This window comes from Novosphingobium sp. KCTC 2891 (genome assembly GCF_025938155.1).
In the GTDB taxonomy this organism is placed as follows: Bacteria; Pseudomonadota; Alphaproteobacteria; order Sphingomonadales; family Sphingomonadaceae; genus Novosphingobium.
In genome coordinates, this window is sequence record NZ_JAPCZG010000010.1 from 74,619 (window position 1) to 94,368 (window position 19,750).

Here is a 19,750-nt window from a genome sequence, read left to right on the forward strand (position 1 = left end):
TTGAAACAGGTTTTACGGAAATCAGTGCAGGTTTTCCGCGTCGTTCAGATAGACGCAGGTCAACAGTGCAAACACATAGGCCTGGATGCCGGCAACCAGCAGTTCCAGAGCGCAGATGCCGATCATCAGCAGGAAGCTGGGAACGCCGGCGAGGAAGAAGATGCCGACACCGGCATTGGTGCCCGAGATGACGAAGCCCGAAAGCACTTCGAGCAGCACGTGGCCGGCCATCATGGCAACGAACAGACGCAGGCCGAGCGAGAACGGACGCACCAGGAACGAGATCAGCTCGATCGGGAAGATGATCGGGATCATCGGCACCGGCGTACCGTGCGGCACGAACAGCGAGAAGAAGTGCAGGCCATGCTTGGCGAAGCCGACGATCAGCACGATCGCAAAGCTCATCACCGCCAGCACGCCGGTCACGGTGAAGTGGCTGGTTGCGGTGAACGGATGCAGGCCGACGAGCGCCAGCGGCAGCAGACCGAGCAGGTTGGAGAAAAGAATGAACATGAACAGCGAGAAGATATACGGCAGGTACTTGCGACCTGACTCGCCAATGTTCGACTTCAGCAGGTTGTCGACGAAGCCGGTGAAGCCTTCGACCGCCATTTGCCAGCGGCCGGGCACAACTGCCCGCCGGGCGCCACCCGCCACGAAAACCATCAGCACGACAGCGGTGATCGCCATCCACAGCGCCGAATTGGTGAACGCCACGTTGTAACCGGCGATATTCCAGTGATCGGTGCCGAACAACGGCTCGATCGTGAACTGGTGTACCGGATCGACCTTGCCTTCGGCCACGCGTTTGTCCCCGTCACACTCGAATATGACAACAGCGCCCCTACTCGGGACGCCGGTTCGAAATCCTGATGATGTTGCGGAAGGCGACACCCACCCCCACAAACAGCATCACCAACAGCCCCCAGGGCGAGGTCTTCGCGAACTGGTCAATAACCCAGCCCAGGAAAGCCCCACCCACCATGCCGCCGACCAGCTCTGCCAGCACACGGTTGCCCAAGCGGTAATTCGCGTCGGACCCGTCCGGTGCCGGCTTGTTGACCCGCTCATCCTCGCGCTTGCGGGCGGCCATGAGCCGCTCATCGAGCGTGGTGATCCGCGAGTCTTCGCCGATGGGCGCCAAGTCGGACTTTTCGTCGGCCATGCCTATTTCCCCAGATCGAAAAACCCGACCGGAAGAGCAGCGCGACCAACGGCTGTCCGCCGGGAGCGCCTGCCCCTTAGGCGGGGGTATTCTTCGAGTCAACCGCTACAGCGGCAGGACGAACCGAAATGGAAAGCCCCTCCCCGGTTGACGGAGAGGGGCAGAAATACGTCGGTGTTACGTATGCGCGGGTTTGCGCGGCATAGGCCCAACTCAGGGGCAACGCGCATCGCGCAGCGGCGGCGCGCTGGTGCGCGTCTGCCAGGAACCGTCGGGCGCCTGATACTTTTCCCCGGGCTTGGTCTGCGCGATCAGCAGACAGCCGGATGTGAGCGCATATTCTTCCACCGTGGCGCTGTTGGCCTTCGCCTTGTCGGCATAGACGGCCTTCCGCTTGATGTTGATGTCCTCGACCACTGCGCGCAGCGCCGGGCTGGGCGTGGAGACATAGCCGAGGTAGCCGTCCATCTTCTCGCCCACCTGCCCGGCCGAGCGCGCCGCGGCATAGGCCGGGTCGCGCTGCGCGAAGGCAGCGGCCGGAAGAACGAGGCTGGCGAGCGCCGCAGCGGCGACAGCCTTGGTGAAAGTGCGGCCCATGATCAGAAAATCTCCGCGTTCTTGTCGATCGTCTGCGCGGCGTCGGCCGCGAGGCGATAGACCACTTCCTGCTTGATGTTGATGTTCAGCTCGATGACGATCGGCTTGTCCGGCGCTTTCACCGAAATGCAGCCGGGCAGCATCATCGCGCCTCCCACCAGCGGCAGCGCCCGCAGCAGGCGCCACCCGATATCGAACATCGACCGTTTTTCGCGTTCCCTCATGAGACAAAGGTTCGCAGGGTTCGCGGTTCGGGTCAATTCGAGGCTCCTCATGGCATGGTTCCGCTTGCTGGAGGCTGAATGCCGGGCAGGACGATGACGGGCGTCCCGCCGGGCCGCACACCGTTCGTCAGGCGTGAGATCGGACGCCCCTTCGCATCGACAAGGCCCAGCGTGCGCGGGTCCTTGATGAACGCGGGATCGTACATCGCCTTCACCGAGGTGATCAGCTGGTAGAACGGCGCGCGGATGTTGACGTTGAACTGAATCGGCAGGTTCGCCACCTGCTTCGTGATGAAATTGCGCTTCGTCCCCGTGCCCTGCTTGACCCCGCCGAAACTGACGTTGGTGACGATCTCGCCCTCCAGATCGCCGTTCATCGCGATGGTCATGGTCCGGTAGTCGAGCGACTTCAGCGCATCGAACGCGAAGTTCGCCATGGGCGACAGGTCCTTGTAGGTCAGCGCGCCGACGTAGGAAACGTTGCCCCCCGGAGGCCGCGAGACGAGCGCGCCGCCAACGATCTTGCCGCCTTCGGCATCGAACACCAGGGGCAGGCGGCCATCGAAGATGCCGCTCGCCGAAAGATTGCCAAGTTGCATCCGCTCGAGGAACTTGGCCGCATCGAGGCCCGACACCAGCAACGTGTAGCGCCGCGTCTCCGCGATGCCCAGCCTGAGGTCGGTCGGCTCCATCGCCAGCGTGCCCCCCAGGAACGGCCAGCTCGCACCGTTCAGGCGCAGGACCTGATCGGGCAGCAGCTGGATGTCGATCGTGCCATCGTTGACCTCGATCCCCGGATTGACCGACGCGACGCGCAGGGTCTGGTGCGGCGCAGTGACCATCCCGAGCAGGTCGGTGAACGCCAGCTTGCCGGAAAGGCCCTTCACCGGCCCGAACGCCGCCGCGAGATCGAGGCTGTCGGTGCCGAACGTGCCGCTGCTGGTCACGCCGCGTTGGCTCCAGTCGATCCGGCCATCGCCCTTCACGGTGCCCGCTGCATTGGCGACGACGCCGAGTGCGAGACGGGTGAGTTCGTCAGGCTGGAGATCCTTGTCGAAGCGCAGCCCCGGCACGGCGAGGTCGGCATGGCCGGCGCCGCTGGAAAGATCGTGGCGGATCGTGGCCCTTGCAACCTCGCGCCCCGAAGCCGGATGGCGCAGCAGCGCTTCCGCGTCGATGCGGTTGTCCGCCAGCGTCAGCGTGGCATCCTGCGCGGCGAGCAGCTCAAATCGCGCGGGGTTCATCCGGTCGGTCAGGTCGAAGCGTGCGCCGCTCAGCGACAGCCGGCCTTCGGTATAGCGCCATTCGCCGCTCGCCTTCGTCACGTCGAGCGGAACGGCGGCAAGCCGGGCCTCCACCCCGCCGAACGTGCCCGAAAAATCCTTGCCCAGCCGCGCGACCAGATCCTCCAGCCGGAAGCGCGCCGGCGCGCTGTCCGGCCCGAGCGCCACGTTCATCGCCTTGGCGGTCAGCGTGCCCGGCCAGGCAAAGCCGACTGGCCCGCTGTCGAGGTGGATCGGCGTTTCGCCCAGCTTGCCCGACAGCGCGAGCGCCGACGCCCCCGCCGCAACGCGCAGGCCGCCCGCGCCATTGCGGACGATGGCGCCGCCACCCGCCGGGCAGATCGTCAGCCGCTGCGCATCCAGCGTGACTTGGCCCAGCGCGAGCCGGTCGAACTGCGGGGTGACGCAGCGCCGCCAGAGTGCCAGTTCCCCGTTCGAGGCGTAAGCCCCTTGCAGAGGAAGTCTGAGGTTCTGGACAGAACCACCTGGAATTGAACCGGAAAGATGCGCCATCCCTGAGAAACCGAGCGAGCCGTCGCCCACCTGCGCAACCATCATGTCGGGGATGGCGAGCGCGCCGCCGCCAGCCCGATAGCCGGCCATGGTGACGCGGAACACCGCGCGTCCCGGCGTGGACTGCTCCATCCGGCCGTTGATGCGCGGCAGTCCCTCGCCGCCAGTGCCAAAGGCGCCGGCCATATGCGGCGTTCCCTTGCCATCGCCGGACATCTGGAAGCGCGAGAGGGTCAGTAGCGTCTGCCCGCTGCCGCCGCGCAAGATCGCGTTGGGCACGACGAAGCTCCATCCCGCCGGCTGCCGACGAAAGCTGAGATCGCCGCCCATTCGGCTGCCGCGCTCCTCGCGGGCCAGCGCACGGCGCACTTGCGCCACCATCGGTGCCAGCAGGGTACCGCTCACGGCGGTTTCGGTGGAGGCCAGCGCACGGTCGAACGTGGGGCCGCGGCGCAGTCCCTGCCCGTCCACGCTGCCTCGGAACTCCACCGCAGACAGTCCGCCGCGCGCCGCGATGCGGCCGTCGAGGCCAAGGAGGGCCACCGTCGCGCCCCCGGCATGGACCCCGCCGGCATTGGCCGCCACTCGTCCACCCAGCACACCATCGCGCCACGCCAGCGCGGTATCCAGAGCGAGCGATTCGGCGCTCAGCTGCCCGAACGACACTTCAGATGATCGAATATTCCCCTTCGATGTCAGACCCTTGAAGTCCTTATCTGAGGTCAGATCGAGATCCATCACCGCTTCGGCCAGCCGCACGCCGCTATCGGAGCAGTCCAGTTGCCCGAGCCGCAGCGGCCCGGCGAAGCGGGGCTTCTCGGCACTGATCGTGACTTTGCCCCAGGCGCTGGCCTTGCGGACGACGCAGCCGTTGGCCTGCAATTCCGGGGCGATCGCGGCGACAGTCCCGGCAAAGCCATCGCGCAGCCGGCCCCTGCCCTCGGCCTTGAAGCCGACCCGCCCCATGTCGGTATCGAGCATCCCGCGCCCGTCCACCAGCGTCAGCCGGTAGTCGGGCAGGCGGAATGGCTTCTGGCTCGGCGTGGCCGGGAACAGCAGCTTGTCCAGCGCGCCAAAGCTCAGCTTGTGGTTGAGATAAGATCCGTAAAGCCTTGGTTTAAAGATCCTAATCTCGCCGATTTCCGGCGCACCCAAGGCATAGACCACGCGCAGTTCGGCACGCTCGATGGTCAGGTCGGGCTTCTTCGGATCCCCGATGACGATGTTGCGCAGGACTTGCACGCCCGGACCGATCGTCTCGATCTCATACGTCGCTGGCAGGCCCAGCCGGGCCAGTTCGCTGTTGATGACGCGGTCGGCAATGCGGTCGCGTGCCAACCACACCCCGCCGAGCGCGGCGACGAGGACCAAGCCGGTGCCCAGCAGAACGGAGCGCGTGCGCCTGCGCCTGCGCCGCGGACGCGATTCGCCGGGCGCCGGCCCACCAAGGGAACCGGGATCGCCTGCATCTTCTGCCAAATCGGTATTGTCACCCATCGGCCCCCTTCTTGCGCACTGCCCCGGCATAGGCAATGCACAGTGCCCATGAACGCACGAACCCCGGGTTGGTGCCCGCGCCTTGGAACCTGATGCAGGACGAACCCCGTCTCTTTCCTGAACGGAATCCGGACCGCACTGCGCGGGACCGGGTGCGCGAAATGGGGAACGATCCGTCCGGCCACCGCGCGCGCCTGCGCAAGCGCCTGCTCGACGGCGGCGAGGACTCGCTCGCTGACCACGAACTGGTCGAATACCTGCTGATGACCGCAATCCCCCAGAAGGACGTGAAGCCGCAGGCGCGGATGCTGCTCCAGCGCTTCGGCTCGCTGGCCGGGGTGCTCAATGCGGACTGGCGGGCGCTGATCGAAACCCCCGGCATCAAGGAAACCGCCGCCGCCGCGCTGAAGATCGTGGGCGTCACCGCGCGCCGCCTCGCGCGGACAGGGGTTCAACAGTTGCCCGTCCTCGGCAGCTGGCAGGCGCTGATCGACTATCTGACCATCGACATGGCGCACCTCAATCACGAGCGGGTGCGCGTGCTCTATCTCAACACCCAGAATCGCCTGATACTGGACGAAAAGGTGGCCGACGGCGATATCGACGAAGCCGCCATCCACCCGCGCCGCGTCATCCACAAGGCGATGGACATCGGCGCCGCAGCGCTGATCCTTGTCCACAACCATCCGTCGGGGTCCCCCCAGCCAAGCCGCGCGGACATCCAGATTACGCAGAAGATCATCGAGGCAGGACGGCTGCTGGGCGTGGTCGTCCACGATCACGTCATCATCGGCCGTGAAGGGCATGTCTCGCTCAAGGCCCAGGGCCTGATCTGAAAGCGGCGGTGGACAGCCCCTCACGCCCCGGGCATGACCCCTGCCGGGCAGGAGGGGCAACATACCATGACACGACTGGACGACGTCAGACATTCACCGGGAACGAGCAGAACCAGCGCCATCGCTGTGTCGCTGGCAGCCTTGTGGGCGCTGGCTTTCGTGATCGAGAAATCGACCGGCAGCGCGGGCCCGTCGTTCTTCATCCTGCTGCTCGCGGTGGTCGTCCACGGCACGGCCACGCTGGGCCTGCGCGGCATCGCCACCTTCTTCGTGGTCACCATGCTGGTCTCGTTCCTGCTTGAGGCGCTGAGCATCGCCACCGGGTTCCCCTTCGGCCTGTTCGTCCACCATATGGCCATGCCCCGCCCCCTGGGCGTCCCGCTGATCGTCCCACCGAGCTATGCGGTCCATGGCTATCTGGGATGGCGCGTGGCCTGCGCAATCCTGCGCTGCGAGGACGCCGGCCCTTCGGCGCTGCGCCTGCTGGGCGCGCCGCTGCTGGCAGCGTTCGTCATCCCCGGCTTCGACCTGGTCGTCGATCCCATGGGCGCCACCGTCGCCCACACATGGAGCTACGCCCATCCATCGGGTTACTTCGGCGTGCCGCTGAGCAATTTCCTGGGCTGGATCGTCACTTCGTGGACGATGATTCAGGCCTATGCGCTGGTGGAGGCGCTGGTGCTGCGGGCCGAGCGGAGGGCGCACCCTTCGACCGCGCTGCGCCTTGTCCCCGCGCTTGCATGGGCGCTGATCGGCCTGCAATTCGCGATCGACCTGCTGCGCGGCCCCGGCGGCATGGCCAACGTGGCCGGCCGCAACTTTCTTGTCGCCGACATTGCCGAGGCCAGCCTGATCGCCGGCCTGTTCGCCATGGTACCGCCCGCACTGGCCGCGGCCACGGCCATACTGTCGACGCAGGATCGTGCTCTGCGACGCTGAAAATCCCGTTGCAGCCCCATGCCTTTGGTCGACGCGGCATGACTGCCGGAAGGGGCGGCGTGAAAGGGCGGCGTGGTCGTATCGACACTGCCGGGCGCCTACGATAAGAGCGGCCCGCCCTCATTGCGCAGGTAACGAATGCCCTTGAAGAAAACCATTCGTGCCGCGATCCAGTCCTGCCAAGATGGATTCTGGAAGATCCTGCCGGGATCGGACCCGGCGATATTTTCCGAGCGGCCGTACGAGTTGCATCTCGAATTTACCAATCTGTGCAACGCGGACTGTGTATTTTGCCCTTACAGTCAACAAAACCGTCCGCACGCCTTCATGACGGACGAGATATTTGCAAAATCCCTGTCGGATTTTGTCGCGGTGGGTGGCGGCCCGGTCGATATAACGCCGGTGGTCGGCGATGCCTTGATCCATCCCAAGGCGCTGGAATGGGTCAGGCGCTTGCGTGCGACACCGCAAGTCGACCGCATCGCGATGACGACAAATGGCATCCTCCTCGCCCGGGAAGGGATCGACGCGGTGCTCGATGCCGGCTTTTCGCGCATCAACATCAGCACCGCCGGTTTTGAAGAGGCCATGTACCGGCGCATCTACCGCAATGCGATGTATCGGAAAGTGCGCGACAATATCTACGCGCTCTACGAGGCGAATGCCTTGCGCGCAGATCCGGTCCAACTCGTGCTGGCGATCCGTGCGGACAAGCCGCTGGAGCAGGTTCTCGCCGACCCGGATTTCGCGCCGCTGCGCACGCACAATCCGGCCATCAGCTTCAACTATACCTATGCGAACTCCGGCGGCCTCATCAAGGACCTGCCGCCCGGAATGGTTTTCGAGCCCCCCTACCCGGGCCCCAAGCGCAAGCCCTGTTTCCAGATTTACGCCGGCCTCGTCGTGCGCTCCAACGGCGATGTGCAGGTCTGCGGCTGCGAATCCGCCGTCAACGCGGACGAGGCACTTGTGGTGGGACACATCCTCGAATCAAGTTTGGCGGAAATCTGGCAAGGCGAGCGGCTGCAGGCCCTGCGCCAGTCGTTCGGCACTCCGTCGCTGAACTCGAACTGCCAAGCCTGCGACATGTATTACGCGCCCGTCGATTTCCACTCGCCCAAAGCCCGCGAACGTGCTTCAGTTTCGCGGCGCAGACAGGCGGGCGAGATTGTCCGCCGCCGTGGTGCGATGACGGAAGAGTGGTTGCTCGACTAGGGAACGATGGTGACGCCGGAAAGAGCGCTTCCTTGGCGGGCGGGATCGGCAAAATAACTGACGCGCCCGTTATTAAAGCCTCCACACGCGGATAACTGACGCGTCCGTTATCAACCGCCGCACCCCAACCGCTTGCATCCTGCGCCCCCTGCCCGTAGCGGCGCGGGCAAAGCAGCAATCGGAGTCGAACCATGGTCCCCCGTTACGCCCGCCCCGCGATGACCGCGATCTGGGAACCTGAAGCCCGCTATCGCATCTGGTTCGAGATCGAAGCGCACGCCACCGAGAAGCTCGGCGAGCTGGGCGTCGTCCCCCCCTCGGGCGCCAAGGCGCTGTGGGACTGGTGGGCGACGAACCCCACCATCGACGTCGCCGCCATCGATGCGATCGAGGCGGTGACCAAGCACGACGTGATCGCTTTCCTTGACTGGGTGGCGCAGCAGGTTGGCCCCGAAGCGCGCTTCATGCACCAGGGCATGACCAGCTCCGACGTGCTGGATACCACGTTCGCGGTGCAGCTCGCCCGCGCGGCGGACCTCCTGCTCGAAGATCTCGACCAGCTGCTCGCCGCGATCAAGCGCCGCGCGGTGGAGCACAAGTACACCCCCACCATCGGTCGCAGCCACGGCATCCACGCCGAGCCGACCACCTTCGGCAAGAAGCTCGCCGAAGCCTATGCCGAGTTCAGCCGCTGCAAGACGCGCCTGCTGGCCGCGCGCGCCGAAATCGCCACTTGCGCCATCTCGGGCGCGGTGGGCACGTTCGCCAACATCGACCCGTCGGTGGAGGAATACGTCGCCGAGAAGCTGGGCCTCGCGGTCGAGCCGGTGAGCACGCAGGTGATCCCGCGCGATCGCCACGCGATGTTCTTCGCCACGCTGGGCGTGATCGCCAGCTCGATCGAGCGCCTCGCCGTCGAAGTGCGCCACCTTCAGCGCACCGAAGTGCTCGAAGCCGAGGAATACTTCGCGCCGGGCCAGAAGGGCTCGTCGGCGATGCCGCACAAGCGCAACCCGGTGCTGACCGAGAACCTCACGGGCCTGGCCCGCATGGTCCGCTCGGCCGTCACCCCGGCGCTGGAAAACGTGGCGCTGTGGCACGAGCGCGACATCTCGCACTCGTCGGTCGAACGCTTCATCGGCCCCGACGCCACGATCACTCTCGACTTTGCGCTCGCCCGCCTCACCTCGGTGGTCGACAAGCTGCTCGTCTATCCGGAGCGGATGCAGAAGAACCTCGACAAGATGGGCGGCCTTGTCCACTCGCAGCGCGTGCTGCTGGCGCTGACGCAGGCCGGGCTGGAGCGCGACACCGCCTACCGCCTTGTCCAGCGCAACGCGATGAAGGTTTGGGAAAGCGACGGGCAGCTCAATCTCATGGAACTGCTCAAGGCCGATCCCGAAGTGGCCGCGGCGCTGACGACGGAGCAGATCGAGGACAAGTTCAACCTCGATTATCACTTCAAGGCGATCGACACGATCTTCGCCCGCGTCTTCGGCGAATAAGCCGGACACGCTCCGCCAACCGGGACTCGCCTTCCGCGCCGAAGCGACATAGTGTTGCGTCGGACGGAAGGGTGACCGGGGAAGGACGAGGATGAAGGTCCTGCGCACGATATTCTGGGTGCTGGTGGTGGCACTGCTCGCCGCCTTCACGGTCGCCAACTGGCAGCCGGTGGAAGTCCGCATCTGGGAAGGACTCGTGCTCGACACGAAGCTGCCCGCACTCGTGCTCGGCGCCTTCCTGCTCGGCTTTCTGCCGACGTGGCTGGTCTATCGCACCAGCCGCTGGCGCATGGCCAAGCGGCTCGTCGCGCTTGAAACAACGCTGGCCGGCCGTTCGGGCGCGTCCCTCACTTCCACGCAGCTCGATGCTGCCGCCCCCCCTCCTGTGACAGAGACACCGTGAGCAACCCGATCTATCTCGCCCTCGACCTTCCCCGCCTCGACGCTGCGGTGGCACTTGCCCAGAAGGTGCGCGGCCACGTCGGCGGCCTGAAGCTGGGGCTGGAATTCTTCTGCGCCCACGGTCACCACGGCGTGCACGAAGTGGCGAAGATCGGCCTGCCGATCTTCCTCGACCTCAAGCTGCATGACATTCCGAACACGGTCGCCGCGGCGATGCAGTCGATCCACGTGCTCCAGCCGTCGATCGTCACCATCCACGCCGCCGGCGGGCGCGCGATGATGGAAGATGCCAAGGCCGCGGCGGGCGAACACTGCAAGGTGGTCGCGGTGACCGTGCTGACCAGCCTCGACGGGGGCGACCTCGCCTCTGCCGGCGTCGCGGGCAGCCCGCACGACCAGGTGCTGCGCCTTGCCGACTTGGCGCAGGAAGCCGGTCTGGACGGCATCGTCTGTTCGGGGCACGAGGTGGGCGACGTGCACAAGCGCTGGAAGAACGGCTACTTCGTCGTGCCGGGGCTGCGCCCCGCCGATGCTGCGCTGGGCGACCAGAAGCGCGCAGTGACGCCGCGCGCCGCGCGCGATGCCGGCGCCAGCGTGCTGGTGATCGGCCGTCCGATCAGCCGCGCCGAAGATCCGGTCGCTGCCGCGCGCGCGATCGAAGGCACGCTCTGAGCTTTATGTCCCGGGTCCGGCGCGCAACCCTCGCCGATGTCCCTGCCCTGCGCGCACTGGTCGAAGCCGCCTATCGCGGTGACAGCGCGCGCGGTGGCTGGACGCACGAGGCGGACCTGCTCGGCGACGAGCGCACCAGCGAGGCCGAGCTTGCCGCCGCCATCGCCGCGACGGACAAGCGCGTGCTGGTCAGCGAGGCGGATGGCATCCTGACCGGAACCGTCACCGTCGCCAGCCTTGAACAGAGCCGAGCCTATCTAGGGATGCTGTGCGTCGATCCGTCGATTCAGGCCGGAGGACTGGGCCGCGCGCTGATCGAGGCAGCTGAATCCTGCGCCATGCGCGATTTCGCAGCCACCACGATGGAAATGACTGTCATCGACCGCCGCGCAGAGCTGATCGCATGGTATCAGCGCCGCGGCTACCGCCTGACCAGCGAGACCCGCCCCTTCCCGGTCCCCGGCGACTTCCCTTTCCACATGGTCGTTCTGGAACGCTTGCTCGTCTGAACGGTTCATCGCGCCGTAAGCTCGTTCCAGCCACACCGGCGGCACGATCTGAGGGAGACCGTCCATGAAGCGCCTGATCCTTGCCTCCGCGCTCGCCGCGCTGCCACTTGCTGCCCTGCCGTTCACCGCCCACGCCCAGCAGGCTTCGTCCGGCCCGGTGGTCGCAGCCGGCAATGCCATGCTGACCGTGTCCGCCGATGGCCGCTCCACCCGCGCGCCCGATCTTGCCGTGTTCAACGGGGGCGTCACCACCCAGGCCAAGACCGCCAGCGCCGCGTTGACCGAGAATGCCGCCAAGATGAACGCAGTGATCGTCGCACTGAAGAAGGCCGGTATCGCCGACCGCGACATCCAGACGAGCAACCTGTCGGTGAACCCGGTCTATGGCCAGCCCCGCCGCCTGCCCGATGGCTCGGTGGAGAACGAGCCGGTCATCATCGGCTATCAGGCGACCAACCAGGTGCAGGTGCGCCAGCGCAAGCTCGACCAGTACGGCAAGGTGATCGACACGCTCGTCACCTCTGGTGCGAATCAGGTCAATGGCCCCTCGTTCCAGTTGGACGACAGCGACGCCGCGATGGACGAAGCCCGCGTCGAGGCGATGAAGAAGGTCCGCGCCCGCGCCGATCTCTATGCCCGCGCTGCCGGCCTGCGCGTGGTGCGCGTGCTGACCATCAGCGAGAGCGGTGGCTGGAGCCCGCAGCCGGTAATGTTCGCCCGCGCCGAAAAGATGATGGACGCTGCCCCGCCCGCGCCCAGCCCGGTTGCCGCAGGCGAACTGGAAATCCGCGCCAATGTGACTGTGACCTACGAACTCGCGCCGTGATTTGACCAGCCGACCGATTTGACGTGATGGCCGCAGCCAGCTTATCGGCTGCGGCCATGGCCATTCCCGAAATCAAGATCTGCGGCGTCAACACCCCGGCCGCGCTCGATGCCGCCGTGCGGCACCGCACCGACTATCTCGGCTTCGTGTTCTTCGCGAAATCGCCCCGCAACGTCAGTCCGGCGGATGCCGCCGCACTGAGTGCCCGGCTGGCCGGGCGGGCGAAAGCGGTGGGCCTGTTTGTGGATGCCGACGATGCGGTAATCGCCGAGGCGGTCGCGGCTGCGAAACTGGATGTCCTGCAACTCCACGGCAAGGAAACGCCCGAGCGTGCCGCCGCGCTGCGCGCGCGCTTCGGTCTGCCGGTGTGGAAGGCGCTGTCCGTGGCCAGCCGCGAGGATGTCGCGCGCGCGGCCATCTATGCCGGCGCGGCCGATCTCGTGCTGTTCGATGCCAAGGCGCCCAAGGGGGCAAACCTGCCGGGCGGACTTGGCCTCACGTTCGACTGGTCGCTGCTGTCCGGCTTTCGCGCGCTGATCGCATGGGGCCTTGCCGGCGGCCTCGCGCCTGAGAACGTTGCGGAGGCGATCCGCGAAACAGGCGCCCCGCTGGTCGATGTGTCCTCGGGCGTCGAATCCACGCCCGGCGTCAAGGACGAAGCCCGCATTGCCGCCTTTGCGCTGGCCGTGCGCGGCCTCCCCGGCTGACATCGAAAAAAAGGCGGCCTCCCGAAGGAGGCCGCCCCGTGTTCAAGCCTGTGCGGGGAAGCCCCGCGCAGGATCAGAACTTGTAGCCAACGCCAACCACAACGGCGTTCGCGTCGGGCGCGCCGTTCTTGGTGAAGTAGTGGCGGTAGGCCAGCTTGCCGTAGGTCTGGCCGACGATGGTGCGCTCGTAGCCGGCACCAGCGTGCCACGAACCGTCGCACAGGTCGCAGGGCTTGGTGGTGTAGCCGCCGTCGACGTAGAGCTTGCCGCCGCCGAGCTTGGCGCCGCCACGGCCGGTGAAGCCGAAGGCAACCTTGGTGCCCGAAGCGAGGATCTTGTCGCCCGAAACTTCGGCGCCGACGAAAGCCTGGCTGCCGAGGTCGTAGTCGTAGCCCGCGGCGAGACCGGCGGTGCCCTTGGTGTAGCCATCGGTCCAGTAGACGCCGCCACGCGCTTCGATGCGCGCTTCGTTGGCGAGAGCCGGGGTGGCGGCGACGAGCGAGGCCGCAGCGGCGAGAATGATGGTACGCATGATGTAAACTCCTGACTTGAGGCCCCTTCTTGAGCGGGGGCGAGGCGGGAGCTAGGCCTGCGCCGGAGGGCGCGCAACGCTTCGCCGTCACAAAAATGCAAACTTTTGAATGCTTGTGTCTGTTGTGCAACACATAGTTGCACAAAACGCCAACAGGTTGTTTGAAAATTGCAACTGCAGGATATCGAGACCCGGGAAAGCGAAAAGGCGACCCCGGCGAGCGGAGCCGCCTTCACGACGTTGCGGGGCTGATTTAGCCCGCTCACATTTCACTCACATGAACGGATCGCTCCAAGGGGAAAAAGCGCGAATCTGGACATTCGCCGCGCCCTCTGCCAAGCGCGCCCGATGACCGCGCAGAACCCCAACAGCTACCGCAACCAGCCCGACGACCGCGGCCACTTCGGCCAGTTCGGCGGGCGCTACGTGGCGGAAACGCTGATGCCGCTGATCCTCGATCTCGAGCAGGAATACCGCAGGGCGAAAGCCGACCCGGCATTCCAGGCCGAATTCGACGATTTGCTCGAACACTATGTCGGCCGTCCCAGCCCGCTCTATTTCGCGCCGCGGCTGACGGAAGAACTGGGCGGCGCACAGGTCTGGTTCAAGCGCGACGAGCTCAACCACACCGGCGCGCACAAGATCAACAACTGCATCGGCCAGATCCTGCTCGCCATCCGCATGGGCAAGACGCGGATCATCGCGGAAACCGGCGCGGGCCAGCATGGCGTCGCCACGGCCACGGTCTGCGCGCGCTTCGGCCTGCCCTGCGTGATCTTCATGGGCGCGACCGACGTGGCGCGCCAGGCGCCCAACGTGTTCCGCATGAAGCTGCTGGGCGCGGAAGTCGTGCCGGTCACCGCCGGGGCCGCCACGCTCAAGGACGCGATGAACGAGGCGCTGCGCGACTGGGTCGCCAACGTGCACGACACGTTCTACATCATCGGCACCGCCGCTGGTCCGCACCCCTATCCGGAACTCGTCCGCGATTTCCAGAGCGTGATCGGCAAGGAAGCGCGCGCGCAGATGCTGTCGCGCACCGGCCGCCTGCCTGACCTGCTGGTCGCCGCGATCGGTGGCGGGTCCAACGCCATCGGCCTGTTCCATCCCTTCCTCGATGATCCCAGCGTGAAGATGCTGGGCGTGGAAGCAGCCGGCCACGGGCTGGACAAGGAACACGCCGCTTCGCTCGCGGGCGGGCGTCCCGGCATTCTCCACGGCAACAAGACCTACCTGCTGCAGGACGAGGACGGCCAGATTCTCGAAGGCCACTCGATCTCGGCTGGCCTCGACTATCCCGGCATCGGCCCCGAGCACGCGTGGCTCAAGGAATCGGGCCGGGTGGAATACACCTCGGTAACCGATACCGAGGCGCTCGACGCCTTCCAGCTGCTGTGCCGCACCGAAGGCATCATCCCCGCGCTGGAGCCCAGCCATGCCATCGCCGCGGTCAAGAAGATCGCGCCGACCATGCCGAAGGATGCGATCCTCCTCGCCAACCTCTGCGGCCGGGGCGACAAGGACATCTTCGCGGTGGCGGAACATCTGGGAGTCTCGCTGTGAGCGCCCGCCTTTCCGCCGCCTTCGCCAAGGGCCACGCCGCTCTCGTCTGTTTTGTCACCGCGGGCGATCCCACGCCCGACGCCACGTCCGCCATCCTTGATGCGCTGGTCGAAGGCGGGGCCGACGTGATCGAGCTGGGCATGCCCTTCACCGATCCGATGGCCGATGGCCCGGCGATCCAGCTGGCCAACCTGCGCAGCTTGGGCGCGGGCACCAGGACGGCGGACATCCTGCGCATTGCCAAGGACTTCCGCGCGCGCCACCCGGATACCCCGCTGGTGCTGATGGGCTATGCCAACCCGATGACCACGCGCGGGCCCGAATGGTTCGCTGATGCCTGCGCCGACGCCGGGATCGACGGTGTCATCTGCGTCGACATTCCGCCGGAAGAAGACGCCGAACTCGGCCCGTGGCTGCGCGCCAAGGGCATTTCGCCGATCCGCCTCGCCACCCCCACCACCGATGCCGCGCGGCTTCCCGCAGTGCTCGATGGTTCGTCGGGCTTCCTCTATTACGTCTCGGTCGCGGGTATCACGGGCAAGCAGTCCGCCGCGCTCGATTCGATCGAGCAGGCGATGACCCGGATCAAGGCCACCGCGACGATCCCCGTCGCGGTCGGCTTCGGCGTCCGCACGCCCGAACAGGCCGGCCCGATCGCGCGCGTCGCCGATGGCGTCGTGGTCGGCTCCGCGCTGGTAGATCTTGTCGCAGAGCATGGCGTCAATGCCGCCGAACCTGTGCGCAAGCTCGTTTCCGCCCTTGCCGAGGCGGTCCATTCGGCGCGAAAGGAAGTGGCATGAGCTGGCTGAACCGCGTCCGCAACTCGCTGCCCTTCGCGCCCAAGCGCGACACGCCCGACAACCTGTGGATCAAGTGCCCTTCGTGCAGTGAGATGCTGTTCACGAAGGAGTATGAGGAAAACCTCTCGGTCTGCCCGCGCTGCGAGCATCACGGCCGCATCGGCGCCGACGCGCGGCTGGGCCAGTTGCTCGATCCCGGCTTCGAACTGCTGCCCGCGCCCAAGGTCAAGGAAGACCCGCTCAAGTTCCGCGACAGCAAGAAGTACACCGACCGGATCAAGGCGGCCCGAGCCGCTAACCCGCATCCCGATGCGCTGACCAACGCCTTCGGTACGATCGAGGGGCATAAGGCCGTGGTCGGCGTGCAGGAATTCGCCTTCATGGGCGGGTCGATGGGCATGGCCGTGGGCAATGCCTTCATTGCCGGCATCGAACGCGCAGTGAAGGAAAAGTGCCCCTATGTGGCCGTGACCGCAGCCGGCGGCGCGCGGATGCAGGAAGGCATCCTCAGCCTGATGCAGATGCCGCGCACCACCGTGGGCATCGCCCGGCTGCACGCGGCGGGGCAGCCGTATATCGTCGTCCTCACCGATCCCACCACGGGCGGCGTCACGGCCAGCTACGCCATGCTGGGCGACGTGCAGATCGCCGAGCCGGCCGCGCTTATCGGCTTTGCCGGCCAGCGCGTGATCCAGGATACGATCCGTGAACAGCTGCCCGAAGGCTTCCAGCGCGCCGAATACCTGCACGATCACGGAATGCTCGACATGGTCGTCCATCGCCGCGATCTTCGGGCGCAGCTTGCCAAGGTGATCGATTACCTGACGGCAGCGAAGGCGGCCTGAACGGCACCGAAAGCGACCTGAAGGTGCGCGACTTCGCGATTTCCGACGATCCGGCGGTCCAGGCCCAGCTTGACCGCCTTGGCGCTCTATCGCTGCCGCAGGGCCGGTTCGGACTGGACACCGTGCGCGCCCTGCTCGCCCGCGTGGGCAACCCTCAGGACGCCTTGCCGCCCGTGTTCCACGTCGCCGGCACCAACGGCAAGGGATCGACCTGCACATTCCTGCGCGCCATGCTGGAAGCGGAAGGATACCGCGTCCACACCGCGACCAAGCCGCATCTGGTGCGCTACAACGAACGCATCCGCATCGCCGGACGCCTGATCGCGAACGAGCTGCTGGCCGAACTGCTCAAGGAAGTGCTCGATGCGGGCGAGGATCTCGCGCCCTCGTTCTTCGAGGTGACCACCGTCGCAACCTTCCTCGCCTTCCACCGCGAACCGGCCGACGCCTGCGTGATCGAGACCGGCCTTGGCGGCCGTCTCGATGCGACCAACGTGCTCACCACCGCCGCTGCCTGCGGGATCGCAACGCTGGGCCTCGACCACGAGGCGTTCCTGCTCGCGCCCGAGGACGGGGTGCCGGCGGAGCCGCTGGCGCGGATCGCGTTCGAGAAGGCCAGCATCGCCAAGCCGGGCGTGCCGCTGGTGACGCAGGCCTATCCCGCGCTGGCCGCAGCCGAAGTCGAAGCGACCGCCGCCCGCCATGGCGCCCCGCTGCTAATGCGCGGGCGGGCGTGGGATGCCAGTGCCGAAGGATCGATCGCCTACCGCGACGAACAGGGCGAGCTGGCGCTGCCGCTCCCTGCGCTGCTTGGCGCGCACCAGGTGGACAACGCCGCGCTCGCCGTGGCCATGCTGCGCCACCAGAGCCAGGTGCCGGTCAGTCACGTCGCGATGGGCAAGGGCATCGTCGATGCCCGCTGGCCCGCGCGGCTGCAGCGGCTGGGCCACGGCCCGCTGACCGACGTGGTGCAAAACCGCACGGTGTGGCTCGACGGGGGCCACAACCCCGATGCGGGCGCCGCCATCGCGCGCCACCTCGCCGGCCAGCCGCCGGTCCACCTCGTGATGGGAATGCTGGCGAGCAAGGACCCCGCCGCGCTGCTGCGGCCGCTGGCCGACCGGGTGCTGTCGGTGTCCATCGTCCCCGCCCCCGGCCATGACGCGCACCGGCCGGAGGACTTCGCGCCCTTCACCACCCTGCCCGTGCGCAGCTTCGCCGATGTGCCCGCCGCCCTCGCCGCGCTGCCGGCCGACGGCGACGTGCTGGTCGCCGGCTCGCTTTACCTTGCCGGCGAAGTGCTGCGGCTGAACAACGAGATTCCGGACTAGCCCTGAACCTCGCGCGCGGCGATGCGGGCCTCGCGGCTTACCCGAGCCCATTCCAGCAGCACGAACACCACGGCCGCGCCGCCCGCCGCCGCCGTCCAGCGGAAAACCGTGGCATAGCCATAGGTGTCGAACGCCTCGCCCGCGATGCCGCGCCCCAGTGAGCCGATCAGGAACGTGAGCGAGGACAGCAGCGCGTATTGCACGGCGGTGTAGCTCTTGCTGACGATGCCAGACATATAGGCGACGAAAGCCGCCCCGGCGATGCCGGTGGACACGTTCTCGAAGCTGATCGCCAGCAGCAGCCGCACCATGCGCGCGTCGAAGCCGAACAGCCCGAACAGCGCATTGAGCCCTGTGGCATTGCCTACAGCATCGATGTGGCGGGCACCTTCGGCGAGGTCGGCATACACGAAATTGCCGAAGATCGGCAGGATCGCCCCGATCAGGATGGTGGGCATCCGCCCCAGCCGCAGGAACAGGTAGCCGCCCAGACTGATGCCGAAAATCGTCATGAAGATGCCGAACAGCTTGGACGCGAAAGCGACCTCGTCCTTCGTGTAGTGCAGGTATTCGAGGTAGAACGGGAAAGCGAAGCTGGACCAGATATTGTAGCAGAGCGTGTAGGTCAGGATCATGCCGATCACCACGAGCACGCCCCAGCGCAGCCGCGCCGAAAGCTCCGCCAGCGGTGAGACAAGCGCAACGTAGAGATGGTTCGCCGCCGTGCGCAGCGGCGAGACGCGCGTGTCCGGCGCGGTCAGCACCGAATGCGCGTGCGCCTTCAGCCAGTTCGTCATCGCCGCGACGAACAGCGGCACCACCACCGTCGCCGCCACGATCCATGGCCCGTAGGTGCGGGTAAAATCGCCGACCGAGGGGTGCGGCTGGTTCGGGAGAGCCGGTGCCAGCATCCCCACCATGAAATGCCCGATGGTGCCGATCGCCCAGGCCCAGCTGACCCCGACCACCGCCAGCGCGGTCCAGCGCGCGGCGGGCGCCAGTTCGCCCGGCTGCGCCAACGCGGCGTGCAGTGCGCCCTGCTCAGGGCGCGGCGTATCGGGCGCGCGCAGCGTTGCCAGCATGATCAGCACGATCCCGCCGGCCATGCACAGGTAGACCAGCGGCCAGCTCATCCGGCCGGCCATGACCAGCGCCAGCGCACCGCCCACGATCGAGGCGATGCGGTAACCGAACTGGTAGATCGAGGAGAGCAGCTCGACCGGCGTACGCTCGTCCGCCACTTCGATCCGCCAGGCATCCACCGCCACGTCCTGCGTCGCAGAGGCGAGCGCGGCGACGAAGGCGAACAGGGCGAACGTGCCGATGGATGTCGCAGGATCGGTCGCGGCCAGCCCGCCGAAGCCCAGCACGAGCACCGCCTGGCACAGCAGGATCCAGCTTTTGCGCCGGCCCAGCCTGTCCAGCCCCGGCAGCGGCAGGCGGTCCACAAGCGGCGACCACAGGAACTTGAACGAGTAGCTGAGACCGATCCACGACAGCACGCCGATGGTGGCAAGATCGATCTTCTCCTCGCCCAGCCAGGCGTTGAGCGTGCCGATCAGCAGCGCATAAGGCAGGCCGGACGAGAACCCGAAGCCCAGCATGGTCGCCGATTTGCGCGTCTGCAACGCCAGTTTCAGCAGACGCCAGCCCTTCGGGCGCACCGGTGGCTCTGCCCCGGCGCTGGCGGTCGATCCCATGCGAACCCTTCCTTCGTCCAATTAACCGATGAGAGTAGCGGTCTTTTGGGGTATGCCTAGCCCCAAGAAAACAAGATCGAGAGGATCGC

Annotated in this window: 20 protein-coding genes; 13 read left to right on the forward strand and 7 right to left on the reverse strand. The window is 66.6% G+C overall.

The features are described from left to right. Positions 1 to 21: 21 nt before the first annotated feature. From OLX02_RS16610 to OLX02_RS16630, 5 genes are all read right to left on the reverse strand, one after another. Entirely contained in the window at positions 22 to 804 is a 783-nt protein-coding gene (locus OLX02_RS16610; protein ID WP_264424668.1) for a F0F1 ATP synthase subunit A, read from the reverse strand. 40 nt (positions 805 to 844) lie between these two features. After that, positions 845 to 1,165 carry an AtpZ/AtpI family protein gene (locus OLX02_RS16615; RefSeq protein WP_264424670.1) on the reverse strand — a complete coding sequence of 107 codons (321 nt, stop codon included), beginning with the start codon at positions 1,163 to 1,165 and terminating at the stop codon, positions 845 to 847. Between the two features lie 213 nt (positions 1,166 to 1,378). Further along, positions 1,379 to 1,762, reverse strand: a complete 384-nt coding sequence (locus OLX02_RS16620; RefSeq protein WP_264424672.1) for a YdbL family protein — start codon at positions 1,760 to 1,762, stop codon at positions 1,379 to 1,381. 2 nt (positions 1,763 to 1,764) lie between these two features. Next, positions 1,765 to 1,962 (reverse strand): YnbE family lipoprotein, encoded by a 198-nt coding sequence (locus OLX02_RS16625; protein WP_264424674.1) that lies wholly within the window; start codon positions 1,960 to 1,962, stop codon positions 1,765 to 1,767. 71 nt (positions 1,963 to 2,033) lie between these two features. Next, positions 2,034 to 5,279 (reverse strand): YdbH domain-containing protein, encoded by a 3,246-nt coding sequence (locus OLX02_RS16630; protein ID WP_264424676.1) that lies wholly within the window; start codon positions 5,277 to 5,279, stop codon positions 2,034 to 2,036. Positions 5,280 to 5,371: 92 nt separating this feature from the next. Between OLX02_RS16630 and radC the strand changes: the two genes are divergently transcribed. The 9 genes from radC to OLX02_RS16675 all read left to right on the forward strand — a co-directional run bounded on the left by radC (position 5,372) and on the right by OLX02_RS16675 (position 12,890). After that, positions 5,372 to 6,115: a RadC family protein gene (gene radC / locus OLX02_RS16635; RefSeq protein ID WP_264424678.1), complete on the forward strand. Its 744-nt coding sequence runs from the start codon at positions 5,372 to 5,374 to the stop codon at positions 6,113 to 6,115. Between the two features lie 66 nt (positions 6,116 to 6,181). Continuing rightward, the gene (locus OLX02_RS16640) at positions 6,182 to 7,054 is read left to right on the forward strand and encodes a carotenoid biosynthesis protein (RefSeq protein ID WP_264424680.1); all 873 of its coding nucleotides are present in this window, start codon (positions 6,182 to 6,184) and stop codon (positions 7,052 to 7,054) included. Between the two features lie 144 nt (positions 7,055 to 7,198). Continuing rightward, positions 7,199 to 8,269 (forward strand): radical SAM protein, encoded by a 1,071-nt coding sequence (locus tag OLX02_RS16645; protein WP_264424682.1) that lies wholly within the window; start codon positions 7,199 to 7,201, stop codon positions 8,267 to 8,269. A gap of 191 nt (positions 8,270 to 8,460) precedes the next feature. Next, positions 8,461 to 9,774, forward strand: a complete 1,314-nt coding sequence (purB, locus tag OLX02_RS16650) for an adenylosuccinate lyase (RefSeq protein ID WP_264424684.1) — start codon at positions 8,461 to 8,463, stop codon at positions 9,772 to 9,774. Between the two features lie 91 nt (positions 9,775 to 9,865). Then, positions 9,866 to 10,177 carry a DUF1049 domain-containing protein gene (locus OLX02_RS16655; RefSeq protein WP_264424685.1) on the forward strand — a complete coding sequence of 104 codons (312 nt, stop codon included), beginning with the start codon at positions 9,866 to 9,868 and terminating at the stop codon, positions 10,175 to 10,177. Beyond that, the gene (gene pyrF / locus OLX02_RS16660) at positions 10,174 to 10,848 is read left to right on the forward strand and encodes an orotidine-5'-phosphate decarboxylase (protein ID WP_264424687.1); all 675 of its coding nucleotides are present in this window, start codon (positions 10,174 to 10,176) and stop codon (positions 10,846 to 10,848) included. The genes OLX02_RS16655 and pyrF overlap by 4 nt, the downstream gene beginning before the upstream one ends. Positions 10,849 to 10,853: 5 nt before the next feature. Continuing rightward, complete coding sequence (locus OLX02_RS16665) at positions 10,854 to 11,357, forward strand: GNAT family N-acetyltransferase (RefSeq protein ID WP_264424689.1); 504 nt, start codon at positions 10,854 to 10,856, stop codon at positions 11,355 to 11,357. A 64-nt stretch (positions 11,358 to 11,421) separates the two neighbouring features. Further along, positions 11,422 to 12,183, forward strand: a complete 762-nt coding sequence (locus OLX02_RS16670; protein WP_264424691.1) for an SIMPL domain-containing protein — start codon at positions 11,422 to 11,424, stop codon at positions 12,181 to 12,183. A gap of 56 nt (positions 12,184 to 12,239) precedes the next feature. Continuing rightward, the gene (locus OLX02_RS16675; protein WP_264424693.1) at positions 12,240 to 12,890 is read left to right on the forward strand and encodes a phosphoribosylanthranilate isomerase; all 651 of its coding nucleotides are present in this window, start codon (positions 12,240 to 12,242) and stop codon (positions 12,888 to 12,890) included. A gap of 73 nt (positions 12,891 to 12,963) precedes the next feature. Here OLX02_RS16675 and OLX02_RS16680 read toward each other — a convergent pair whose 3' ends face one another. Beyond that, entirely contained in the window at positions 12,964 to 13,422 is a 459-nt protein-coding gene (locus OLX02_RS16680) for a hypothetical protein (RefSeq protein WP_264424694.1), read from the reverse strand. A gap of 348 nt (positions 13,423 to 13,770) precedes the next feature. Here OLX02_RS16680 and trpB point away from each other — a divergent pair, with 348 nt between their 5' ends. The 4 genes from trpB to OLX02_RS16700 are packed head-to-tail and all read left to right on the forward strand — an operon-like array spanning position 13,771 to position 17,961. Further along, a complete protein-coding gene (gene trpB / locus OLX02_RS16685) occupies positions 13,771 to 14,985 on the forward strand; it encodes a tryptophan synthase subunit beta (RefSeq protein ID WP_264424695.1) in 1,215 nt (404 codons plus the stop codon). Then, positions 14,982 to 15,785 carry a tryptophan synthase subunit alpha gene (gene trpA, locus OLX02_RS16690; protein ID WP_264424697.1) on the forward strand — a complete coding sequence of 268 codons (804 nt, stop codon included), beginning with the start codon at positions 14,982 to 14,984 and terminating at the stop codon, positions 15,783 to 15,785. Before trpB ends, trpA begins: the two co-directional genes overlap by 4 nt. Continuing rightward, positions 15,782 to 16,630 (forward strand): acetyl-CoA carboxylase, carboxyltransferase subunit beta, encoded by an 849-nt coding sequence (accD, locus tag OLX02_RS16695; RefSeq protein ID WP_264424698.1) that lies wholly within the window; start codon positions 15,782 to 15,784, stop codon positions 16,628 to 16,630. Before trpA ends, accD begins: the two co-directional genes overlap by 4 nt. Before the next feature lie 23 nt (positions 16,631 to 16,653). Further along, on the forward strand, positions 16,654 to 17,961 hold the full coding sequence (locus tag OLX02_RS16700; protein WP_264424700.1) for a bifunctional folylpolyglutamate synthase/dihydrofolate synthase: 1,308 nt from the start codon (positions 16,654 to 16,656) through the stop codon (positions 17,959 to 17,961). On the opposite strand, the gene OLX02_RS16705 is transcribed toward OLX02_RS16700, so the two are convergent. Then, positions 17,958 to 19,661, reverse strand: a complete 1,704-nt coding sequence (locus OLX02_RS16705; protein ID WP_264424702.1) for an AmpG family muropeptide MFS transporter — start codon at positions 19,659 to 19,661, stop codon at positions 17,958 to 17,960. The genes OLX02_RS16700 and OLX02_RS16705 overlap by 4 nt on opposite strands. Between the last annotated feature and the right edge of the window lie 89 nt (positions 19,662 to 19,750).

Coding starts and splice junctions, on each gene's coding strand:
- OLX02_RS16675 (WP_264424693.1), top strand. CDS start 12,240: ATGGCCATTCCCGAAATCAAGATCTGCGGCGTCAACACCCCGGCCGCG.
- OLX02_RS16620 (WP_264424672.1), bottom strand. CDS start 1,762: ATGGGCCGCACTTTCACCAAGGCTGTCGCCGCTGCGGCGCTCGCCAGC.
- OLX02_RS16665 (WP_264424689.1), top strand. CDS start 10,854: ATGTCCCGGGTCCGGCGCGCAACCCTCGCCGATGTCCCTGCCCTGCGC.
- OLX02_RS16615 (WP_264424670.1), bottom strand. CDS start 1,165: ATGGCCGACGAAAAGTCCGACTTGGCGCCCATCGGCGAAGACTCGCGG.
- OLX02_RS16640 (WP_264424680.1), top strand. CDS start 6,182: ATGACACGACTGGACGACGTCAGACATTCACCGGGAACGAGCAGAACC.
- OLX02_RS16680 (WP_264424694.1), bottom strand. CDS start 13,422: ATGCGTACCATCATTCTCGCCGCTGCGGCCTCGCTCGTCGCCGCCACC.
- OLX02_RS16655 (WP_264424685.1), top strand. CDS start 9,866: ATGAAGGTCCTGCGCACGATATTCTGGGTGCTGGTGGTGGCACTGCTC.
- OLX02_RS16670 (WP_264424691.1), top strand. CDS start 11,422: ATGAAGCGCCTGATCCTTGCCTCCGCGCTCGCCGCGCTGCCACTTGCT.
- OLX02_RS16705 (WP_264424702.1), bottom strand. CDS start 19,661: ATGGGATCGACCGCCAGCGCCGGGGCAGAGCCACCGGTGCGCCCGAAG.
- OLX02_RS16625 (WP_264424674.1), bottom strand. CDS start 1,962: ATGTTCGATATCGGGTGGCGCCTGCTGCGGGCGCTGCCGCTGGTGGGA.
- purB (WP_264424684.1), top strand. CDS start 8,461: ATGGTCCCCCGTTACGCCCGCCCCGCGATGACCGCGATCTGGGAACCT.
- OLX02_RS16630 (WP_264424676.1), bottom strand. CDS start 5,279: ATGGGTGACAATACCGATTTGGCAGAAGATGCAGGCGATCCCGGTTCC.
- accD (WP_264424698.1), top strand. CDS start 15,782: ATGAGCTGGCTGAACCGCGTCCGCAACTCGCTGCCCTTCGCGCCCAAG.
- radC (WP_264424678.1), top strand. CDS start 5,372: ATGCAGGACGAACCCCGTCTCTTTCCTGAACGGAATCCGGACCGCACT.
- trpB (WP_264424695.1), top strand. CDS start 13,771: ATGACCGCGCAGAACCCCAACAGCTACCGCAACCAGCCCGACGACCGC.